The sequence below is a fragment of the Streptomyces sp. CWNU-52B genome (genome assembly GCF_047444975.1).
Lineage (GTDB): Bacteria > Actinomycetota > Actinomycetes > Streptomycetales > Streptomycetaceae > Streptomyces.
The window spans coordinates 312,759-333,794 of record NZ_JBLFJV010000011.1; the positions used below are offsets into that span (position 1 = coordinate 312,759).

Sequence of the window (21,036 nt, forward strand, 5' to 3'; positions counted from 1 at the left end):
CCCGGGACCTGACGGTCCTGGCCGGGCAGGGATGAACGGCGCCGACTCCGTTCATCCCCGGCGCACGGGCGCCGGGACAACGGTAGGGCGTCACCGTGCCGGAATCGCTCCGCAAAGCGCGGTGTCTGTCCGGGATGCGCGGTGATCCCGGTCACCCGGAGCGCAGCGTCTGCGCGGGCGACTGCCCGAACCGGGCCCGGTAGCGCTGCGCGAAGCGCCCGAGATGCGCGAACCCCCACCGGTAGGCCACCTCCGTGACCGTCGCGGGTTCGGCCGTGCGCAACTGCTCGTGCACCCGCTGGAGGCGGACCTCGGTGAGATAGGCGGTGGGGGTCATCCCCAGGTGTTTGCGGAAGGCCTCCTGGAGAGCGCGGACCCCGACCTGGGACAGGGCGGCCAGCCGTGCCGCGTCGTAGTGCTCGTCCGGCCGCTCCTCGATGGCCTCCATGACCCGCCTGACCGTCGCGGGCCGGGTGGCCGGCACGGGCGCCGCCAGCGCCTCGCGGTAGGAGTGGCCTGACGCGAGGAGCAGCCCCTCCAGCAGCGTCTGCTCCATCCGGGCCCGGATCAGGGGCCGGCTCAGCAGCCCGCCCGGAGTGTCCTTCTCCAGCAGGCACCACAGCGCGAGATCCGCCCAACCGCGCCCCGCCCCACGGGAGATGTCGATGTACGGCTCGAAGCGCGGCGCACGCCGCACAGACCTGCCGAGCAGGACCTCGAGCCGCTGGTGCAGGGCCGGCATGTCTATCTTCACGCTGAGGGCATGGCAGTCGGCCGGCCAGTCGTCCACCCGGATGCCGCGTTCCGGCTGGAGGAGCACGGCACGCTCGGGAACGGCGTACGTCGTCGGCCCGTGTCCCTGCCTGCAGCGGAAGCGGCCGGTGATCGGCACGGTCACGTGGTACACCTGCGGCTGCGCGAAGCCGATCGTCACCTCGGTGCCGAAACTGACGTCCCCGACGGTCAGTGTGCCGAGGTCGAGGACGCTGAGCCGGGTGAGGAAGTCCTGTTCCCTGCCCGGTACTTCGAGGCGGAGGTCGTAGTAGTGCTCCGCGATGACGTCCTGGGACTCGTCCACGCACCGTGTCTCGTACCTGCTGACCCCGGCGTCCCGTTCTTCGTCTCCGGTCACTGTGATGCCCCCTGACACAGCACGCGCCGTCCTTCGCACGGCGCCCTTGATCGTGATCGCAGCGGGGCGTCCGTGGTGGCCTCACACGGGTGCACGGCCGTCGCTCGGATGTGCACCCCGCGGCGGTCACGGCGACATAGGAGACGGTACGGGATATGCCGGGCCCCCAGGGGCGGTTCAGCCCGCGTCGACGAGGACGCGGGTCAGGGCGGCCCGCTGGAGCGGGAGTACCCGGGTGTGCAGGTCGCGGCCCTTGTGGGTGAGGGCGACCCAGATGCCGCGACGGTCCTCCAGGCAGATGCTCCGCTCCACCAGGCCCTCCTTCTCCAGGCGTGCGATGAGCCGGGAGAGGGCGCTCTGGCTGAGGTGGATCCGGTCGGCGATGTTCTGGACACGGCACTGCTCGACATGTCCGTCAGGTCCGTCGTGGCCCGTACTGTCGCCCGCGCCCGACGCGAGCATGTCGAGCACCTCGAAGTCGCTGGCGCCCAGGCCGTGCGGATGCAGCGCGCGGTCGATCTCGCACATGGTGCGGGCGTGCACCGACAGGATGTCCCGCCACTGGTCTTCCAGCCGGGGAGCGGCCTTCTCTGCTGCCATGCCCGCACGCTAACAGAGAAGGGGCTCCTCATTGAGTGTGCAACTAGTGCATCTGCATGCGGTTGCTCGTCCCGCTCGTCCCGCTCATCCCTGGGCGAGGCCGACCGCGTTGCCGTCCGCGTCCTTCACGGACGCGATCCGCATGCCGCCTCCGACGTCCTGGACGTCCTGGACGACCTCGGCGCCCGCGCCGACGAGAGCGGCCAGGCTCGCCTCGATGTCGGCGACGTGCCAGTAGGGGACAGGTCCGGTCAGACCCTTGGCGTGACCGTTCGGGTCGAGTCCGATCTCCGGCTGTCCGGGGGCCCGGTAACCCACGTAGTACGCCTCGTCCACGTACGGCTCGACGCCCAGCAGCGCGCCGAACAGCGCCTTGGCCCGGGTGAGGTCCTTGACGGGGTAGGTGATGGTCTTGAGTCCTTCGGGCATGGCGGGCTCCTCCGCAGTGGCGACGATGTGTGACGGCACCGGCGGTCTTTCGCCGGGTTCTCGCCGTTTCCCACCGGTTTCTCACCGGTGCCATCACGCTACGGCCATGAGGCGGGGGTCCGCTTCTCCGATCCTGACCGGTCCGATCCTGACCGGTCGCCGGAAGGACGGGCGGGCCGTCAGCCGGCGAAGATCTCCACCACCGACCAGACGGCGAGTCCCAGCATGCAGATCCCGCCGATCCGCTGCACGGTCTTCAGCGGCACGCGCTTGGCGATGAAGCGCCCGGCCAGCAGGGCGAGCGCGGAGACCGACATGAGGGCCGCCGCCGAACCGATGGCGACGGACGCCACTCCGTTGGTGGCGGCGAGGTTGGCGGTCGTGATCTGTGTCAGATCGCCCCACTCGCTGATGAAGACGGCCATGAAGGCGGTCGTGTAGACGGGCCAGAAGCCGGTGACGGTCCGGCCGCCGGCATCCTCCTCGTCGTCGTCCCCGCTGCCACGCAGCAGCATGAACGCGCCGAACGCGAAGAGCGCGGCCGAGACCGACTTGACGCTCCAGTCGGGCAGCAGGCCGATGAGGCTTCCGGCGCCGACCGCGATCGCGACATGGACCACGAACGCGGTGGACGTGCCGAGCCACACATAGAGCGGCCGCATACGGGTGCCCATGGCAAGCGACGCGAACATCGTCTTGTCGGGCAGCTCGGCGAGGAAGATCAGCCCGAAGGCGGTGAGGATCGCCAGAGGGTCGAGATGCATTCCGGTGGCTTTCTGTAGGGACCGGGCCCCCGGATCTTCGCGAAGCGCCCTCGACTGGGGCGACGGGAGAACCGATCGGCCCGGCATGTCGGGTGCGCCGCGGGATCGCGGGCACATCGATGCCTGGCCGAAGGTCTCGTCCACCCGTGTGATCACACGGGCCCGGCCACCGGGAACCCGAGGGTTCCAGTGTGTCGACGACCGGTTCGCAGGACTACTCCCCTTCGCAGTCACTCAGTGTACAGGCCACCTGAATGTGCGGCTTCATGTGCGGCCTCCCGGCAGGCTCGTACGGACTGCGGGGAGGCCGTGAGCGGCGTCGTACGGGAGGGGCATGGCCCATCCGGGCAAGCACGCACTGGCCGGATGGGGCCGCTGCCCGCGAGGCGGGCGGTGTCGCCCCGGCGGCAGACGAGGGGGGACCGGAGTCACGGACGCGGCGTACGCGTTCTTCGCGAGCTCGGCCTCGGCGGCGGGGCCTCGACGCCGAGCCGCACGGCGGTGGCACCGGTCACGGGGCGGGTGGCGGGCGCCGTCGACCGTGCGGTGTGCCGTCGCAGGCTCAGGGCCACCGGTCCGAGCAGCCCGGACGGCGGGCGGGCACCGCGACGACGACGTCGGCCACCGCGCACCCGCCCCGCGGCATCAGGTCGACTGGCGCTTCACGAGTTCCGTCGGCAGGATCACCGCCGCCGGGTCGTCCCCGCCGATCTGTGCGAGCAGCACCCGGACCATCTCGGAACTGATGCGGTCGTAGGGCTGGCGGATCGTGGTGAGCTCGGGGCTCGACGCGAGCGCCGCGGAGGAGTCGTCGAAGCCGCCCACCGCGACGTCCCCGGGAACGCTCCGGCCCGCCCGGTGCAGCGTGCTCAGCACGCCCTGCGCCATCAGGTCGGAGGCCACGAAGACGGCGTCCATGTCGGGAGCCCGCTCCAGCAGGAGCTCGGCGCCCGCCTCACCGCTGGCCCGGCTGTAGTCGCCGGACACGACGAGACGCTCGTCCAGCTCGATGCCCGACTCGGTGAGCACCTCCCGGTAGCCGGCCAGCCGCTCGACACCGCCGGGGGTGTCCAGCGGCCCGGTCACCATGCCCACCCGGCGCCGGCCGAGCGACACCAGATGGCGCACCATGTCACGGGCGCCGTCCCGGTCGTCCGCGGCCACGTAACTGATCTTGGAGCCGACCCCGATGGGCTTGCCGCACAGGACCAGCGGCACCCCCGCGTCGCGCAGCTGCTCGGCCACCGGGTCGCCGGAGTGGCTGGAGACCAGCAGCACCCCGTCCACATGCCCCGCGGTGATGTACCGCGTGATGCGGCGCCGCTCGTCCTCGGTGCCCGCCAGCATCAGCAGCAACGGGATGTCGTGCGCCGCGAGCGCCTGCGTACAACCGCGCAGCAGGACATTGAAGTTGGGGTCCTCGAAGAACCGCTCCTGGGGCTCGGTGAGCAGGAAGCCGATGGAGTCCGAGCGTCCGGTGATCAGCGAGCGGGCGTGCCGGTTCACGACGTAACCCGTCCTGCGGATGGCGGCGTTGACCGCCTCCTGGGCACCGGGACTCACATAGTGGCCGCCGTTGAGGACGCGCGACACGGTCCCTCGGGAGACTCCCGCCTCGCGCGCGACATCGTGAATGGTCGGCGGCCGGCGTCGGCCCCCCGATTGACTCATGGTCACGACTTTACGGCTCCCGAGAGAAGATCGAGACTCCAGAACCGCTGGATGACCAGGAAGAGCGCGACGAGCGGGATCACCGCGAGCAGCGCGCCGGTGATCACCAGCGTGTAGAGGGCCGGGGTGTTGGAGCCCTGTTCGAGGAGGGTGAACAACCCCAGGGTGATCGGGAACTTCTCGTCGTCGCTGAGCATGATGTACGGCAGCAGGAAGTTGTTCCACACCGCCACGAACTGGAACAGGAAGACCGTGACCAGGCCGGGCACCATCATCGGCAGCGCGATCCGGGTGAAGATCCGCAACTCGCTCGCCCCGTCCATCCGGCCCGCCTCGACGACGTCGGTGGGCACGGCCGCGGCGGCGTAGATCCGCGCGAGGTACACACCGTACGGGGACAGGATCAGCGGCAGCAGCACGGACGCGTAGGAATCCGTGAGGTCGGCCTTGGCCATCAGGAGGTACTGCGGGATCGCGAGGATCACCGGCGGCATCAGCACGCCCGCCATCAGGATGTTGAAGACGCTCTCACGGCCGCGGAAGCGGTAGATGGCGAGGGCGTATCCGCTGAACGCCGAGACGACCGTCGACAGCAGGGCGCCGAGACCCGCGTAGAGCGCGGAGTTGCCCATCCACTTCCAGTACACGCCGTCGCGGTAGGCGTTGAGGTCGGAGACGTTCTGGGTGAAGCCCGAACCCGGCAGGAACGTGAACGTCGAGAACAGCTCGCTGCCGGACTTGGTCGCCGCGATCACCACCCAGGCCACCGGGAGCAGACAGTAGACCGCGCCGATCAGCAGGGTCAGGGTCGGGACGAGGGCGATCCGGCGGCGCGGCGGCGGCCCCTGGGCGGTGCCGGGCGTGGTGCCGGCCGCCGGGTCCGCCCTGCGGACGGCAAGAGAACTCATCGTGCTGCCTCCTGCTTGGTACGGGAGTTCGCGGCGCGCAGGAAGCCGAAGGACAGGGCCAGTGTGACGAGGGCGATGAGCACCGCGGTCGCCGCCGCCGAGTGGATGTCGCCCTTGCCGAAGGCGTCCTGGTACACCTTCATCAGCGGACTCCAGGTCGTGGAGACGGAGTTGGTGAGGGGCTTGAGAGTCGTCGGCTCGCTGAACACCTGGAGCGTCGCGATGATCGAGAAGAAGAAGGTGAGCACCAGCGAGGGCGCCACCATCGGGATCTTGATCCTGATCGCGGTCTGCAGCGGGGTGGCGCCGTCCAGCTTCGCCGCCTCGTACACCTCGGCCGGGATGGACTGCAGCGCGGTGTAGATGACGATCATGTTGAACCCGGTGCCGCCCCACACCGCGATGTTGGACAGCGCGCCGTACAGCGGCCCGCCGTCCAGCAGGTCCGGCTGCGGCAGGCCCAGCTTGTCGAGGACGAAGTAGAAGGGGCTGACGTCCGGCAGGTAGAGGAAGCCCCAGAGCATCGCCGCGACGACACCGGGGACGGCGTACGGCAGGAAGATCGCGAGGCGGGTGAACGGCGCGAGGCGGACCCGGTCGGTGTCGAGCATCAGAGCGAAGAGCAGCGCGAGTCCGAGCATCACCGGGACCACGATGGCGCCGTACCCGAGCACGCGCAGTGCCCCGTCGAGCAGTTCGGAGTCGGTGAGGGAGTCGGTGTAGTTCTCCAGCCCCGCCCAGACCTCCTTACGGGCTCCGGTACCGAGTCCCAGCCCTTTGACCTGGACCTTGTGCAGGCTGAGCCAGACCGCGTAGCCGATGGGCAGCGCGAAGAAGAGCGCGAACAGGACGGTCGCGGGGAGGAGGAAGGCGTACGGGGCGCCCTTGACCCCGTAAGCCTTCCGGCGTGCGCTTGTCACTCCGCGACCTCGAAGCCCTGCTTCTGGAGGTCGGCGACGGTGTCGTCCTGCATCTTCTTCAGGGCGTCGCCGAAGTCCGACTTGTTCTTGGCGGCAGACCCGAAGGCGTCCTTGAACGTGGTGTACGCGACGTTCACGTTCGGACCCCACGCGGAGGGCGCGGCGGTCTTCGCGATGGCGGCGGCCCGGGTGTAGAAGTCCGGCTGGTTCGCGAAGTACGCCGGCGGCTCGGCGAAGGCGCCGCTGGTCTGCGCGGTCGTGGCCGCCGGGTAGATGCCGCCCTCCTTCGCGAGCGCGGTCAGCGCCTGGGGGTCCGTGTTCAGCCAGGTGGCGAACTTCGCGGCGGCCGACTTGTGCGAGGAGTCCGTGGTGACGGCGGTGGACGAACCGCCCCAGCTGCCCGTGACATCGTCCGTGGCGGACCACTGCGGCAGCGGGGCCATCGCCCACTTGCCCTCGGTGTCGGGCGCGGCGGTGGTGAGGGTGCCCGGCGCCCAGACCGCGCTCACCCAGGCGATCTGCTTGCCGGTGTTCAGCGCCTTGTTCCAGGCGGGCGTGTACATCGGCTGGTTGTCGATCGCGCCCTCCTCGACGAGACCGCCCCAGAAGTCGGCGACCTTCCGCGACGCCGCGTCGTCGATGCCGACCTTCCACCGGTCGCCTTCGGTGGTCCACCACTTGGCACCGGCCTGCTGAGCGAGACCGGCGAAGAGCCCGGAGTCGTTGGCGGAGAAGGTGGTCAGGTCCGTGTCCGGCGACTTCTTCTTCAGCGCGCGGGCGGTCTCGGCGAACTGCTCCCATGTCTGGGGGACTTCGAGGCCGTACTTCTTGAACAGGTCCTCGCGGTAGTAGAACATCATCGGCCCGGAGTCCTGCGGGATCGCGTACACCGCGTCCGAACCCAGGGTGGTCTGCTGCCAGACGCCCTCGGCGAACTTGTCCTTCACCCCGTCGACGTCGCCGGCTATGTCGGCGAGCGCGTCATTGCTGACCAGCGTCGGCAGGGCCTGGTACTCGGCCTGGACCAGGTCCGGGGCCTTCTTGGCCTTGTGCGCGGTGAGGATCTTGGTGACCAGGGTGTCGCCGGAGGCCTGCTTCTTGACCGTGACCGTGATCTGGTCCTTCTTGCCCTGGCCCTTGTTCCACAGGTCGGCGACCTTGTCCATGCCCGGCGTCCAGGACCAGTACGTCAGCGAGACCGGTCCCGAGCCGGCCTCGTCGTCCTTGCCGGAGTCGTCGGAGGACCCGCAGGCTGCGAGTGCGCCGGCGCCGAGCGTGACGGCGACCGCGAGGGTCACGAGGCGGCGCTGCTTCGTTTGTGGCATGGATGTATCTCCCTGACCGTGGTCCCCGCCTGCTGCGGAGGCCTGCCATGCTTCTGTGAGCGTTCACAGTAGAGAAACATCCTGGACACTTGTCAATGGTTGTTGCTCTGCGGTTATGTTGGCCTCGCACCGCTGGCAATGTGTGTGCACGTTCCCATATGTTCGACCGACCGGGAGACAATCCATGCCGGAGTCCACGCCGGACACCACCCCCGAGGGCCTCACCGGGCTCGCCTTCGGTGGGGACTACAACCCCGAGCAGTGGCCGCAGGAGGTCTGGCACGAGGACGTCCGGCTGATGCGCGAGGCCGGCGTCACGATGGTCAGCGTCGGCATCTTCTCCTGGGCCCTCCTGGAGCCCTCACCGGGCACCTACGACTTCGGCTGGCTCGACCGGGTCCTGGACCTGCTGCACGAGAACGGGATACGTGCCGACCTCGGCACCCCGACCGTGGCGCCCCCCGCCTGGTTCTACCGCGCGCACCCCGAGGCGCTGCCGGTGGCCGCCGACGGCACCCGCTACGAGTTCGGCTCGCGCGGCGCCATCTGCCACAGCGACCCGCACTACCGGTCGGCCGCCGCGAACATCACCACGCAGCTCGCCACCCGGTACGCCGCACACCCCGCGCTCGCCCTGTGGCACGTCCACAACGAGTACGGCGTCCCGGTCTCGGCCTGCTACTGCGAGAACTGCGCCGCGCACTTCCGGCGCTGGCTCGCCGGGACGTACGGGACGGTCGACGCGGTCAACGAGGCCTGGGGCACGGCGTTCTGGGGCCAGCGGTACGCGGACCTCGACCAGATCAACCCGCCCCGGTCGGCGCCGACGGTCGGCAATCCGGCCCAGGCACTCGACTACAAGCGGTTCGCCGACGCCACCATGCGCGAGAACTTCGTGGCCGAGCGGGACATCCTGCACCGCCTGGCGCCGGGCATCCCGGTCACCACGAACTTCATGACCGCCCTCAGCCAGTGCGACTCCGTCGACTACTGGGCCTGGGGCCGCGAGGTCGACCTGGTCAGCAACGACCACTACCTGATCACCGACGGGCGCCGTACGCAGGTGAACCTCGCGATGGCCGCCGACCTCACCCGCTCCGTGGCGGGCGGCGCCCCCTGGCTGCTGCTCGAACACTCCACGTCGGGGGTCAACTGGCAGGCCCGCAACCCCGCGAAGGCGCCGGGACAGATGGCCCGCAACTCCCTCGCCCATGTGGCCCGGGGTTCCGACGGCGCGATGTTCTTCCAGTGGCGGCAGTCGCGGCGTGGCGCGGAGAAGTTCCACTCCGCGATGCTGCCGCACGCCGGCACGGACTCGCGTGTCTGGCGTGAAGTGGTCGAACTCGGCGCGTCCCTCGGCGCGTTGAGTCCGGTCCGCGGCACCCGCACCCGGGCCGACGCCGCCGTCCTGTGGGACTGGCACTCCTGGTGGGCGCAGAACCTCCAGTGGCGGCCCAGCGAGGACCACGACCCGCGTGAGCGCGCCGACGCCTTCTACGAGGCCCTCTACGACCGCCATCTCACGGTCGACTTCGCCCACCCGGAGGCCGACCTGTCGGCCTACCCCCTGGTCGTCGTACCGGCCCTCTACCTGATGACGGAGGCCGCCGGGCGGAACCTGGAGCGGTACGTCGAAGGCGGCGGCACGCTCGTCGTCTCCTACTTCTCCGGCATCGTGGACGAGCACGACGCCGTGCACGACGGCCCGTACCCCGGACCGCTGCGCGACGTACTCGGCCTGACCGTCGAGGAGTTCTCGCCGCTGCTGGCCGGAGAGCGGGTGCGCATCACCGGCCCCGACGGGTCCGAACTCGCCGGTGACGTGTGGAGCGAGTTCGTGGTGCCGCGCGGTGCCGAGACCGTGTGGACGTACGCCGACGGGCTCGCCGCCGGCCGTCCGGCGGTCACCCGGCACGGTCTGGGGGAGGGCAGCGCGTGGTACGTGTCCACGCGGCTCGGGGGCCAGGGGCTCGACGCGTTGATCGGGTGGGCGGCCGACGACGCGGGGATCGCGTCGCGGGGGGATCTGCCGCGGGACGTCGAAGTGGTGCGGCGGGTGGGGGAGTCGGGTTCGTTCCTCTTCGCGATCAACCACTCCGGTGCCGAGGTCAAGGTGCCGCTCGACGCGCACGGCACGGAGTTGCTGACCGGGGAGCGGGCCGCGGGGCGGCTGGCGGTGCCCGCGGGGGCCGTGCGGGTCGTGCGGCTCGACGACTGACTCGGGGGCTCCGCCCCCGAACCCCCGTTGCGCAGTTCCCCGCGCCCCTGGGCGTGCCTACCTCAAGGGGCGCGGGGAACTGCGCAATCTTTTGGCGGGGGTCTGGGGGCGCAGCCCCCAGGGACGGACGGGAAGGGGCGGCGGGGCGAAATCCCCCAGCCCCGACCCGGGGCACACATCCACCATCACGACCACGTCGAAGGGACAACGGACGACGATGTTCCATCCCAGACGCACACTCAAGGCCCTGCTGCTGCCGCTGGCAGCCGGCCTCGCCCTCACCCTGCTGCCCGCGCCGAGCGCAACCGCGGCAAGCACCCTCACCAACCCCGGCTTCGAGTCGGACGGCACCGGCACGGCGACCCCGGCCGGCTGGTCGACCTACTCGGCGGGCGGCCAGAACGCCGCCTCGTTCACCGAGTCCGGTGGCCGCACCGGGAGTTACCGGCTGACGCACTACTCCGCCGCCGCGTACAAGGTGGAGACGTACCAGTACCTCTCCGGCCTCACCAACGGCACCTACAAGCTCACCGCCTGGGTCCGGTCGGGCGGCGGCCAGAACGCCGCGTACCTCGCGCTCAAGAACTGCGGGAGCGCGGAACAGCGCACGGACCTCCCCGTCGAGTCCACCGGGTGGATCCGGATCGTCACCTCCGTCGCGGTGACCGGCAACCAGTGCACGATCAGCGTCAACTCCGACGCCAGGGCGGGCAACTGGATCAACGTCGACGACCTGACCTTCGCGCCCGGCTCGACAGGGCTGTCCGTCAAGGGTTCTGATGTGTCGTCACTCGCCAAGAGCGAGGCCAAGGGCGGGGTCTACCGGAACAGCTCCGGCACGACCGGCGACGCCCTCGCCATTCTCCGGTCCGCGGGGCAGAACTACGCCCGCCTCAAGGTGTGGGTGAACCCCGCCGACGGCTACAACGACAAGGCGCACGTCCTCGCCGTCGCCAAGCGCGTCAAGGCGCAGGGCATGAAGCTCCTCGTCGACTTCCACTACTCGGACACCTGGGCCGACCCGGGCGCCCAGGGCAAGCCGGCCGCCTGGGCCGGACACTCCTACAGCCAGCTCAGGACAGACGTCTACAACCACACGTACGACGTGCTGAACGCCCTGAAGGCCCAGGGCACCACGGCCGACATGGTGCAGGTCGGCAACGAGATCAACGGCGGCATGCTCTGGAACGAGGGCTCCACCTCGAACTGGTCGCAGCTCGCCGGGCTGCTCAACTCGGGCTACGACGCGGTCAAGGCCGTCAACTCGGGTACGAGCGTGGCGCTGCACCTCGCCGAGGGCGGTGACCTCGCGGGCACCCGCTGGTGGTTCGACAACGCGGTCTCGAACGGGGTGAGGTTCGACGTCGTCGGCCTGTCGTACTACGGCTACTGGCACGGCACGCTCGCCGAGTTCCAGACCACCCTGGACGACGCGGCGTCCCGCTACGGCAAGCCCGTGTACCTCGCCGAGACGGCCTACCCCTTCCGGCTGGACAGCGAGGACCCGACCGAGAACATCATCGACCTGTCCGGTGAACTCGTCCCCGGCTATGCCGCCTCGACGGCGGGCCAGACACAGTGGATGAAGGACGTGGCGAGCATCGTGGAGGCCGTTCCGAACGGCCGCGGCCTCGGCGTCTTCTACTGGGAGTCCACCTGGACCGCGGTGACCGGCAACGGCTGGGACCCGACGGACCCCTCGTCCGGCAACGGCTGGGAGAACCAGGCGCTGTTCGGCTACGACGACAGGGCGCTGCCGGCGATGGCGTGGTTCAGCCACCGGTGACGGACTGAGGGCGCCCTGCGGACGCACTCAGGACGCCCGAGGTGAGGTGTGCCGGAAGCGACCCGGCTTCCGGCACACCGCACACCCTTCGGTACGGCCCTGTCGGTCACTCCCGCCAGAACGGCTCGCGCAGCTTGAACTTCTGCAGCTTCCCGGTCGCCGTACGCGGCAGCGACTCCACGAAGTCGACCCGCTTGGGCGTCTTGAACCCGGCGAGCCGCGTACGGCAGTGGGCGATCAGCTCCTCGGCGGTGACCCCGGATCCGTCCGCCACCACGAGCGCGGTCACCAGCTCGCCCCACCTGGCGTCCGGAATGCCGATCACCGCCACCTCGCGCACCGCCGGATGCGAGGTGAGCACGTCCTCCACCTCGATCGACGAGACGTTCTCGCCGCCGGAGATGATGACGTCCTTCTTGCGGTCGGAGATCACCAGGTAGCCGTCGTCGTCGAGGTATCCGCCGTCCCCGGTGTGGAACCAGTTCCCCGCCTGCGCCTCGGCCGTCTCCTCGGGCTGCTCCCAGTAACCGTCGAGGTTGTGGTTCGACGCGGTCAGCACCTCCCCGTCGACGTCCACCTCGACACGTACGCCGAGCGCGGGCACCCCCGCCCGCCCGAGCCTGCGGGCGCGCTCGGCGGGCTCCAGGCCGTCCCACTCCGCGCGGTGGCGGTTGACCGTGACGAGCGGTGAGGTCTCGGTGAGCCCGTAGATCTGGATGAACTCCCAGCCCAGTTCGGCCATCACGCGCTCGATCGTGCGGGTCGGGGGCGGTGCGCCCGCGCAGACGATACGGACCCGGTCGCGGCCGGGGACCTCGCCCTCCCAGGCGGCGGCCGCGTCGAGCACGGCGTTCAGGACGGCGGGCGCCGCGCACATCAGGGTGACGCCGTGCCGCTCGACACGGCGCAGGATCTCGGCCCCGTCGATCTGGCGGAGCACGATGTGCCGGGCGCCGACCCCGGTGACGCCGTACGGCATGCCCCAGCCGTTGGCGTGGAACATCGGGAGGGTGTGCAGATAGACGTCACGGTCGCTGATCGTGGTGTGCAGTGCGAACACGGTCGAGTTCAGCCACAGATTGCGGTGGGTGAGCTGAACTCCCTTGGGGCGGGCGGTCGTTCCGGACGTGTAGTTGATGCTGGCCGTCGCGCCCTCGTCCGGGTCGGCCCACTCCCGGGGCTCGGCGCCGGGCAGGAAGAGGTCCTCGTCGTTCGCGCCGAGGACGAACTTGTGCTTGACGTCGAGCGTGTCGAGCACGTCCGCGCAGGAGGCGTCCGCGTAGACGACGGAGGCGCCGGAGTGCCGGACGATGTAGTCGATCTCCGCCCCGGTGAGCCGGAAGTTCACCGGGACCAGGACGCGCCCCCAGCCGGAGACGCCGAAGAAGGAGGTCAGCAGCCGTGCCGAGTTCTGCGAGATCACCGCGACCCGGCCGCCCACCGGGACGTCCAGCTCGTCGAGCCTGGCCGCCTGGGCGCGGGCGAGCGCGGCGAGTTGCCGGTAGGTCGGTTCGCCGAGGCTCGGCCCCGGCTGTTCCGGTTCGTCGACGACGGCGACGCGGTCCGGATACGCGTGGGCGGCACGGTCGAGGAAGTCACGGACGGTCAGCGGGTAGTACACGACAGCACCTCCGGGTCGGTGACTCCTTCCTACCTCGCCGGACTCCCTCCGTACCCCCTCCTGCGTACCCCCTTCCGTACCCGTTGCGGATCGGCGCGGTCGCGGAGTACTGTCGGACGCACCTAATCAACATGTTGAGTATGAGTCAGAGAGATCAAGAGGTGGATGATGCACCCCTTCCGCAAGGCGGTCGAGGACGGCGACCACGCGGCCGTCGTCGACCTGCTCTCCGAGGATGTCGTGTTCACCAGCCCGGTGGTCTTCAAGCCGTACGCCGGAAAGGCGATCACCTCGGCGATCCTGGGCGCCGTCATCGAAGTGTTCGAGGACTTCCGCTACGTCCGGGAGATCGCCGACCCCGGCGGGCGTGACCTGGCCCTCGTCTTCGAGGCCCGGGTGGGGGACCGTGCCATCCAGGGCTGCGACTTCCTGCGCTTCGACGAGAGCGGCCTGATCGACGACTTCACCGTCATGGTCCGCCCGCTGTCGGCGGCCAACGCGCTCCAGGCGGCGATGGCGGCCCGCTTCGACGCCGTCACCGAGGAGGCGTCGGGCGCGTCCTGACCGCCGGGAGTTAGCCTGTCCTCCTGCCCCGACCAGGAGACATGAGCCCCATGACCAGCCCCCACTCGGAGCCGGCGGACGAACCCGCGGAACTCCTCGCGCCCGCCGGACCGTCGCCGGCCCGACAGGGGCAGTGGCGGGGGCAGGGGCCGGTCGTGACGGTGGTCGCGGTGGGCGGCGCGGCCGGAGCGTCGGCGCGCTACGGGGCCGCGCTGCTCTGGCCCGCCCAGGCGGGCGGCTTCCCGTGGACCACGTTCTGGGTCAATGTCGTCGGGTGCTTCGCCATCGGTGTCCTCATGGTCGTGATCACCGACGTGTGGGCGGCCCACCGGCTGGTCCGCCCCTTCTTCGGCACCGGGGTGCTCGGCGGCTTCACCACCTTCTCGACGTACGCCGTCGACATCGAGAGGCTGATCGGCGACGGCCGCCCCCGCACCGCTCTCGCCTACCTCGCCCTCACCCTCGTGGCGGCGCTCGCCGCGGTGTCCCTGGCGGTCGCGCTGACGCGCCGGGTGTCGGTCCGGTGGAGCCGATGACGGCCGAGGGGAGCAGCAAGTGAACTGGCTGCTGGTGATCGCCGGGGGCATGGTCGGCGCACCCCTGCGCTATCTCACCGACCGCGCGGTGCAGTCCCGGCACGACTCGGCCTTCCCCTGGGGCACCTTCACCGTGAACGTCGTCGGCTGCCTGGTCCTGGGCACGCTGACCGGCGCGGCCGTGGCGGGGGCGGCGTCGTCACACCTCCAACTGCTGCTCGGCACGGGCCTGTGCGGGGCGCTCACCACGTACTCGACGTTCTCGTACGAGACCTTGCGGCTGGCCGAGGGCGGCGCCCGGCTCCAGGCCGCCCTCAACGCGACCGCGAGCGTCCTCGCGGGGCTCGGGGCGGCGTTCGCGGGGGTCGCGCTGGCCGAGGCGATCTGGGCGTAGCCGGGGCCCGGGAGGCCCGTCTTGACTTTCCTTCCCGGTACCCCGCACGATCAACTATGTGAACCTGTCAGACAGCCAGACAGCTGACTCGCGGCCGAGGCGTGTCAGTGCCATGGAAGCCGTGCTCGGGCACCTCCGTGGTGCCATCGAGCGCGGTGAGTACGCCGTGGGGGACAAGCTGCCCTCCGAGGCGGAGCTGTGCCGACGGCTGGAGGTCAGCCGGCCCGTGCTGCGGGAGGCTCTGCGCGCCCTGCAGACGATGGGGCTCACCGTGTCCCGGACCGGAAAGGGCACGTTCGTCGTGTCGGCCGGAACCGTCGAGGACCCCACGTTCGGCGACTACACGGCCAGTGACCTGATGGAGGTCCGCCGGCACGTGGAGATCCCGGTGGCCGGATACGCGGCGGTGCGCCGGACGCCCGAGGACCTGGACCGGCTGACCCAGCTCCTCGACCGGATGGAGCGCGAGCGGGACACCATGGCGTGGGTGGCCATGGACACGCTCTTCCACCTCGCCGTGGCGCAGGCCGCCCGGAACCCGGTCTTCCGCCGCGTGATCGAGGAGATCCGGGACGCGCTGGCCCGACAGTCGGCGTTCCTCACCGAACTGGGCGGCCGCCGCGAGCAGTCCAACCGTGAACACCGCGCGATCGTCGACGCCCTCGTCGGCGGCAGCGCGCACGACGCGACCGAGGCGATGACACACCACCTCGACCGCGTCGGGACGACCCTCACCGAGATCGTGCGCCCGGAACGCACCGACCATGCGGACACCCCCACAGAAGGCGGAACCCAGGCGTGAACGAGCAGTCTCTCGACGAACAGGCAGGACAGCAGGGTCAGGCGGGACGGACAGGCCGGGTGGGGCGGGGCGAGCCGGTCGGTCCGGACGCCCCTGCCGGGTACGAGAGTTCACTCGCCGCCGCGCCCTCCGTCCGGGAGCCCCTGCACGCGCCGGTCGCCCATCTCGTGCGCGGAGGTGTCATCGAGGGCATCCACTACGGCTCGGTGGTCGTGCTGGCCGCCGACGGGAGCGTGGAACTGCAGATAGGTGACATCGAGGCGGCCTTCTACCCGCGTTCGGCGCTCAAGCCGGTGCAGGCGGTGGCCATGGTGCGGGCCGGACTGCCGCTCGAAGGCGACCTGCTCTCCCTGGCCGCCGCCAGCCACTCCGGCGAGGAGCGCCATCTCGCCGGTACCCGGCGGATCCTGGAACTCGCCGGGCTCACCGAGGACGACCTGCGCAACGTCCCCGACCTGCCCTACGACCCGGTCGTCCGGGAGAACTGGATCCGGGCGGGGCGGCTGCCGTCGAGGCTCGCGCAGAACTGCTCGGGCAAGCACGCCGCGATGCTCTACGCCGCGCGGCTCGGGGGCTGGCCGCTCGACGACTACCTCGACCCCGCGCATCCCCTCCAGCAGGCGATCGCGGAGATCGTCGAGGACCTGACGGGCCAGGCGGTCGCACAGGTCACGGTCGACGGCTGCGGCGCCCCGCTGTTCGCCGTCTCGCTGCACGGCCTCGCGCGCGCCGCGGCCCGGATCACCACCGCCCCGCCCGGTACGCCCGAGGCACGGGTGGCCGACGCGATGCGCGAGCACGCCGAGATGGCGTCCGGCTCCGGCCGGGACGTCGCCGCGCTGATGCGTGCCGTACCCGGGCTGCTGACCAAGGACGGCTTCGAGGGCGTACAGGTCGCGGCGCTGCCGGACGGCCGGGCCGTCGCGGTGAAGATCGCCGACGGCGCGGACCGCGCACGCATACCGGTCACCGCGGCGGCCCTGTCCCGCTGCGGTGTGGACCCCGCAGCCCTGACGGAGTTCGCCGGCGCACCACTCCTGGGAGGCGGCAAGGTGGTAGGCCACATCCGCCCGACCAGAGCCCTGGACCCCCTACAGCCCCCAGCCCCCACAAGCTGACGACACCCCCACCCACCCGGGGGCGCGGGGAACGGCGTGCTCGGCCGTAGCGAACCCGCACTGCGACGACATCCCGCATCCCCACTCACCCGGGGGCGCGGGGAACGGCGTGCTCGGCCGTAGCGAACCCGCACTGCGACGACATCCCGCACCCCCACTCACTCAGGGGCGCGGGGAACTGCGCGCCCAGCCCCCACCCACCCGCACCCACTCACCCACGAGCCACCCACCCCACCTCACCCCACCTCATCCCACCGCGCCCCCGCGAAGCGCCCCGCAGAATGGGGATCATGAGCTCGCCCCTCACCTTCCAGCCCGTCCTCGACCGCATCGCCGCCGAGATCGAGAAAACCCCCACCCGCGGCCGCCCCGCCGACTACATCCCGGCACTCGCGGCTTGCGACCCCCAGCGGTTCGGCATGGCCGTCGCGGAACTGGACGGCACGGTGTACGGCGTCGGCGACTGGCGCCGGCCCTTCTCGGCACAGTCCATCACCAAGGTCTTCACCCTCGCCCTGGACCTGGCCCGCGAGGCCGACGAACTCTGGGAACACGTCGGCCGCGAACCCTCGGGCAACCCCTTCAACTCCCTGGTCCAGCTGGAGTACGAGAACGGCATCCCCCGCAACCCCTTCATCAACGCCGGCGCCCTCGTCGTCACCGACCGCCTCCACTCCCGTACCGGCGACGCATCCGGCACCCTCCTCGACTTCCTGCGCGCGGAGAGCGGCAACGACCACCTCGCCGTCAACGAGGACGTCGCCGCCTCCGAGTCCGCCCACGGCGACCGCAACGCCGCGCTGGGCCACTTCATGGCGGCGTACGGGAACATCGGCAACCCGGTCCCGGTCCTCCTCGGCGAGTACTTCCGCCAGTGCTCCGTCGAGGCGTCCTGCGCCGACCTCGCCCTCGCCACCGGCTTCCTCGCCCGCCACGGCATCCGGGCCGACGGCACCCGCCTCCTGACGATGAGCCAGGCCAAGCAGGTCAACGCGATCATGCTCACCTGCGGCACGTACGACGCGGCCGGCGAGTTCGCCTACCGCGTGGGCCTGCCCGGCAAGAGCGGCGTGGGCGGCGGTGTCATCGCCGTCGTCCCGGGCCGCTGCACGATCTGCGCGTGGAGCCCCGGCCTCGACGAACACGGCAACTCGGTGGCCGCGGTCACCGCCCTGGACCGCTTCACGACCATCACGGGCCTGTCGGTGTTCTGAGAGCCCCCGAACCAACCGGAGAAGGCCGACGGAGCCGACGGAGTCGACAGGCGGTCATGCTGCGGCTGCCGCCAAGAGACAGGCGCGTCGCCTTCCGGCCACCCCGCGTCGACACACTTGCCGCGTGCCGGCCAAAGGGTTCACCGTCGATCTGCGCCGCTGTCAGCTGCTCGGGCTCGCGGGCTCGGTCGTCCTCGCGGCGGGCGGCGAGAGCGCCGGCGCCCTGCCCGTACGGGAACTGCCGTCGCTCGCCTCCGGACAGGCGGCGCTCGGCCTGGTCGGCGTGTACTTCGGCGTGGTCCTGCTCATCGCCGCCTGGGCCCTGCTGGGCCGGGTGATCCGGAGACCCGAGCCGCCCACCCCACGAGCCCTGCTGGCCGTACTCGCCGTGTGGGCGCTCCCGTTGCTGCTCGCGCCGCCCCTGTTCAGCCGCGACGTCTACAGCTATCTGGCCCAGGGCGCGATGGTCGACGCGCACATGGACGTGTACACGCACGGCCCCGCGGTGCTCGGCGGGCCGCTCGCCGACGAGGTGGCCCCGGTGTGGCGGCAGACCGCGACCCCGTACGGGCCGGTGTTCCTCGCCGTCGCCTCCGCGCTGTCCGGTCTGACGCGCGGCGAAGTACCCGCGGGTCTGGTCGGGATGCGGGTCGTCGCGCTGCTCGGTGTGGCACTGATGGCGGCGGCCCTGCCCAGGCTCGCCCGGCACAGCGGCGCCGACCCCGCCGCCGCGCTGTGGCTCGGCGCGCTCAACCCGCTCGTGCTGCTGCACCTGGTGGCCGGGGCGCACAACGACGCCATCATGCTCGGTCTGCTCGGCGCCGGCCTGGTGGCCGCCCTCGGCCGGTGGCCCGTCCTGGGCGCGGTCCTCGTCACCCTGGCCGCGCTGGTCAAGGCCCCCGCCGCGCTCGGCCTGGTGGCCGTCGTCGCCCTCCAGGTACACGCCGGGCGGGGCCTGCTGAAGTCCACGGTCACCGCCGCGGCCGCCGCGCTGGCCACCACCGTCGCCGCGACGGCCGCGGCCGGTACGGGGTACGGGTGGATCGGCGCGCTGAAGACCCCCGTGTCCCCGCACAACTGGTCGCCCACCAGCGTCCTGGGCCGGGCCACCGGCGCCCTCCTCGACCGGGCGGGCAGTGATCTCGCCCCGCTCGCCGTCCCCGCCTGGCACGCGCTGGGTCTCGTACTCACCGCCGTCGTCATCGCCGTCATCTGTCTGCGCCGCCCCCGCGTCAGCCCGGTCTACGCGCTGGGCCTCAGCCTGGCCGCGGTGGCCGTGTTCGGCCCGGCGATCCGGCCCTGGTACGCGCTGTGGGGCCTGTTCCTCATCGCGGCGGCCGCGCCCAGCACCTCCGTACGCCACCGGGTGGCCGCCGTGACCGGGGCCCTCGCGCTGGCCGTGCTGCCCAGCGGCGCGCCGCCCGACAGCGACCAGCTGGCTCTGGCGGTGTCGGGCGGGATGCTCGCCCTGGTCGTCCTGTGGCAGGCACGCCAGACGGCGAGCGCCCCCGTCCTGGGGCACACCGCATGAGACTGCCGCGCAGCGACCGGGGGCGGATCCTGTTCGTCCTCGTCCTGGCCACCTCCGTGGTCCTCTTCACCGCGACCGTGCCGCTGCTGCGGGACTGGTTCGACCTGCGCGTCTACCACGGGGCCGTCGACGCCTGGATCCACCACGGCGGCCACCTCTACGACTACCGGGTGCCGGGGACGGCGTACGGCTTCACGTATCCGCCGTTCGCGGCGGTCGGCATGCTGCCGATGGCCCTGCTCGGACTGCGTGCCGCGATCGTCGTGGGCCTGCTGCTCAACCTTGCCGCGACGGCCTTCGTCCTGCACGTCCTGTACGTCCTGACCGGGCGAAGGCTGCGCCGGTACGGCCGCTTCGGGCTCGCCGTGGGCGTCTGCCTGCTCGCCCTCCTCGAACCGGTCCGCGACACCTTCAGCTTCGGGCAGGTCAACCTCCTGCTGCTGGCCCTCGTCCTGGCCGACGCCCGGCTGACGGCCGGCGGACGGAGCCGCTGGGCGGGCGTCGGGATCGGTCTCGCCGCGGCGGTCAAACTCACGCCCGCGATCTTCATCGTCCTGCTGCTGCTCGCCAGACGCCCGCGCGCCGCGGGCACGGCGACGGGGGTCGCGGTGGCCGCCACCGCGTTCGCGGCGTGCGTCGCTCCCGAGGCCTCCCGCTTCTACTGGACCGAGGCGGTCTGGGACACGAGCCGTATCGGCCGGCTCGCCTATGTCTCCAACCAGTCGCTGCAAGGCGTACTGGCGCGCCTCGCCGACCCGGCCGAACCGAGCCGCGCCGTCTGGGCCCTCATGGCGCTGGCCGTCCTCGGGGTGTGGGTGTGGCGCGCCCGCCGGGCACTCGCCGTGGGGGACGTCCTGGGCGCCTTCGCGCTCACCGGCCTCGTCGCCTGCCTCATCAGCCCCATCACCTGGGTGCATCACCTCGTCTGGCTGCTGCCCTCGCTGGTGATCCTCGTCGAGGCGGGCCTGCGCCGCGGACGGCTGCTGTGGCTCGCCGGGGGCCTGTACGTCCTGCTGTGCAGCAGCGTCGTATGGCTGTGGTTCGACGACGCGTCGGGCGTCGACGGCTTCGTCGGCAGCAACACCTACGTGTGGATCACCCTGGGCCTGCTGCTCGGGCTGCCCGTGGGCCGGTCCACCGGTCAGCCCTGGGGGGACCGGCCGCCACGGACGCGCAGGAACAGGGCCACGGCGCCCGCGCCGAGTCCGGCGGCGCCGGCCAGCGTCCCCGCCACCACCAGCCAGGCACGGGAACCCGCGGCGTCGTCGGCGGCCCGGTCCGCGGGCGGTGCCACGGTCGGTGCCACGGGGCCGGCCTCCGGCGCGGCCGTCGTACCGGAGCCCGGCCCCGCCGCGGCCGCCGGTCCCGCGGCGCCCCGGGACACGGCACGCGGCAGGAGCGAACCGACCGGATCGACCCGTCCCGCGGCCTCGAAGCCCCAGTCGAGCAGCGAGCGCGCCTCCTCGTACACGGCGAGCCCGCCGCCCTCCTGAGGGTTCATCA

The 21,036-nt window shown here is 71.4% G+C and carries 19 protein-coding genes; 10 read left to right on the top strand and 9 right to left on the bottom strand.

All coding sequences use genetic code 11. The features are described from left to right. Positions 1-151: 151 nt before the first annotated feature. The 8 genes from ACLVWQ_RS14455 to ACLVWQ_RS14490 form a co-directional block, all read right to left on the bottom strand. Positions 152-1,132 carry an AraC family transcriptional regulator gene (locus tag ACLVWQ_RS14455; protein WP_414108983.1) on the bottom strand — a complete coding sequence of 327 codons (981 nt, stop codon included), beginning with the start codon at positions 1,130-1,132 and terminating at the stop codon, positions 152-154. Positions 1,133-1,309: 177 nt separating this feature from the next. Next, positions 1,310-1,732 carry a MarR family winged helix-turn-helix transcriptional regulator gene (locus ACLVWQ_RS14460; protein WP_414108984.1) on the bottom strand — a complete coding sequence of 141 codons (423 nt, stop codon included), beginning with the start codon at positions 1,730-1,732 and terminating at the stop codon, positions 1,310-1,312. A gap of 84 nt (positions 1,733-1,816) precedes the next feature. Continuing rightward, on the bottom strand, positions 1,817-2,161 hold the full coding sequence (locus ACLVWQ_RS14465; protein ID WP_414108986.1) for a VOC family protein: 345 nt from the start codon (positions 2,159-2,161) through the stop codon (positions 1,817-1,819). 179 nt (positions 2,162-2,340) lie between these two features. Then, complete coding sequence (locus ACLVWQ_RS14470) at positions 2,341-2,925, bottom strand: TMEM165/GDT1 family protein (RefSeq protein WP_414108988.1); 585 nt, start codon at positions 2,923-2,925, stop codon at positions 2,341-2,343. Positions 2,926-3,570: 645 nt separating this feature from the next. Next, positions 3,571-4,602: a LacI family DNA-binding transcriptional regulator gene (locus ACLVWQ_RS14475; RefSeq protein WP_414108989.1), complete on the bottom strand. Its 1,032-nt coding sequence runs from the start codon at positions 4,600-4,602 to the stop codon at positions 3,571-3,573. Beyond that, complete coding sequence (locus ACLVWQ_RS14480; RefSeq protein WP_414108991.1) at positions 4,599-5,504, bottom strand: carbohydrate ABC transporter permease; 906 nt, start codon at positions 5,502-5,504, stop codon at positions 4,599-4,601. Before ACLVWQ_RS14480 ends, ACLVWQ_RS14475 begins: the two co-directional genes overlap by 4 nt. After that, on the bottom strand, positions 5,501-6,424 hold the full coding sequence (locus ACLVWQ_RS14485; RefSeq protein WP_414108992.1) for a carbohydrate ABC transporter permease: 924 nt from the start codon (positions 6,422-6,424) through the stop codon (positions 5,501-5,503). The genes ACLVWQ_RS14480 and ACLVWQ_RS14485 overlap by 4 nt, the downstream gene beginning before the upstream one ends. Continuing rightward, the gene (locus ACLVWQ_RS14490) at positions 6,421-7,749 is read right to left on the bottom strand and encodes an ABC transporter substrate-binding protein (RefSeq protein ID WP_414108993.1); all 1,329 of its coding nucleotides are present in this window, start codon (positions 7,747-7,749) and stop codon (positions 6,421-6,423) included. Before ACLVWQ_RS14490 ends, ACLVWQ_RS14485 begins: the two co-directional genes overlap by 4 nt. A 184-nt stretch (positions 7,750-7,933) precedes the next feature. Here ACLVWQ_RS14490 and ACLVWQ_RS14495 point away from each other — a divergent pair, with 184 nt between their 5' ends. Together ACLVWQ_RS14495 and ACLVWQ_RS14500 are read left to right on the top strand one after the other, a co-directional pair. Continuing rightward, the gene (locus ACLVWQ_RS14495; protein WP_414108994.1) at positions 7,934-9,967 is read left to right on the top strand and encodes a beta-galactosidase; all 2,034 of its coding nucleotides are present in this window, start codon (positions 7,934-7,936) and stop codon (positions 9,965-9,967) included. Positions 9,968-10,184: 217 nt separating this feature from the next. Continuing rightward, positions 10,185-11,753 (top strand): arabinogalactan endo-beta-1,4-galactanase, encoded by a 1,569-nt coding sequence (locus ACLVWQ_RS14500; RefSeq protein ID WP_414108995.1) that lies wholly within the window; start codon positions 10,185-10,187, stop codon positions 11,751-11,753. A gap of 106 nt (positions 11,754-11,859) precedes the next feature. Here the strand turns inward: ACLVWQ_RS14500 and ACLVWQ_RS14505 are convergent, their stop codons facing one another. Then, complete coding sequence (locus tag ACLVWQ_RS14505; protein WP_414108996.1) at positions 11,860-13,374, bottom strand: AMP-binding protein; 1,515 nt, start codon at positions 13,372-13,374, stop codon at positions 11,860-11,862. Positions 13,375-13,542: 168 nt separating this feature from the next. Here ACLVWQ_RS14505 and ACLVWQ_RS14510 point away from each other — a divergent pair, with 168 nt between their 5' ends. From ACLVWQ_RS14510 to ACLVWQ_RS14545, 8 genes are all read left to right on the top strand, one after another. Then, the gene (locus tag ACLVWQ_RS14510; RefSeq protein WP_414109067.1) at positions 13,543-13,938 is read left to right on the top strand and encodes a nuclear transport factor 2 family protein; all 396 of its coding nucleotides are present in this window, start codon (positions 13,543-13,545) and stop codon (positions 13,936-13,938) included. Positions 13,939-13,988: 50 nt separating this feature from the next. Further along, a complete protein-coding gene (gene crcB, locus ACLVWQ_RS14515) occupies positions 13,989-14,474 on the top strand; it encodes a fluoride efflux transporter CrcB (RefSeq protein WP_414108997.1) in 486 nt (161 codons plus the stop codon). 19 nt (positions 14,475-14,493) lie between these two features. Beyond that, positions 14,494-14,868: a fluoride efflux transporter CrcB gene (gene crcB, locus ACLVWQ_RS14520; RefSeq protein ID WP_414108998.1), complete on the top strand. Its 375-nt coding sequence runs from the start codon at positions 14,494-14,496 to the stop codon at positions 14,866-14,868. A gap of 58 nt (positions 14,869-14,926) precedes the next feature. Further along, positions 14,927-15,670: a FadR/GntR family transcriptional regulator gene (locus ACLVWQ_RS14525; protein WP_414108999.1), complete on the top strand. Its 744-nt coding sequence runs from the start codon at positions 14,927-14,929 to the stop codon at positions 15,668-15,670. 59 nt (positions 15,671-15,729) lie between these two features. Further along, positions 15,730-16,788, top strand: a complete 1,059-nt coding sequence (locus ACLVWQ_RS14530) for an asparaginase (protein WP_414109068.1) — start codon at positions 15,730-15,732, stop codon at positions 16,786-16,788. A 281-nt stretch (positions 16,789-17,069) separates the two neighbouring features. Further along, positions 17,070-18,002, top strand: coding sequence for a glutaminase (locus ACLVWQ_RS14535; protein ID WP_414109000.1), 933 nt, complete (start codon positions 17,070-17,072; stop codon positions 18,000-18,002). A 124-nt stretch (positions 18,003-18,126) separates the two neighbouring features. Then, entirely contained in the window at positions 18,127-19,533 is a 1,407-nt protein-coding gene (gene mptB / locus ACLVWQ_RS14540) for a polyprenol phosphomannose-dependent alpha 1,6 mannosyltransferase MptB (protein ID WP_414109002.1), read from the top strand. Beyond that, positions 19,530-21,026 carry a glycosyltransferase 87 family protein gene (locus ACLVWQ_RS14545; RefSeq protein WP_414109003.1) on the top strand — a complete coding sequence of 499 codons (1,497 nt, stop codon included), beginning with the start codon at positions 19,530-19,532 and terminating at the stop codon, positions 21,024-21,026. The genes mptB and ACLVWQ_RS14545 overlap by 4 nt, the downstream gene beginning before the upstream one ends. The last annotated feature ends 10 nt before the right edge of the window (positions 21,027-21,036 follow it).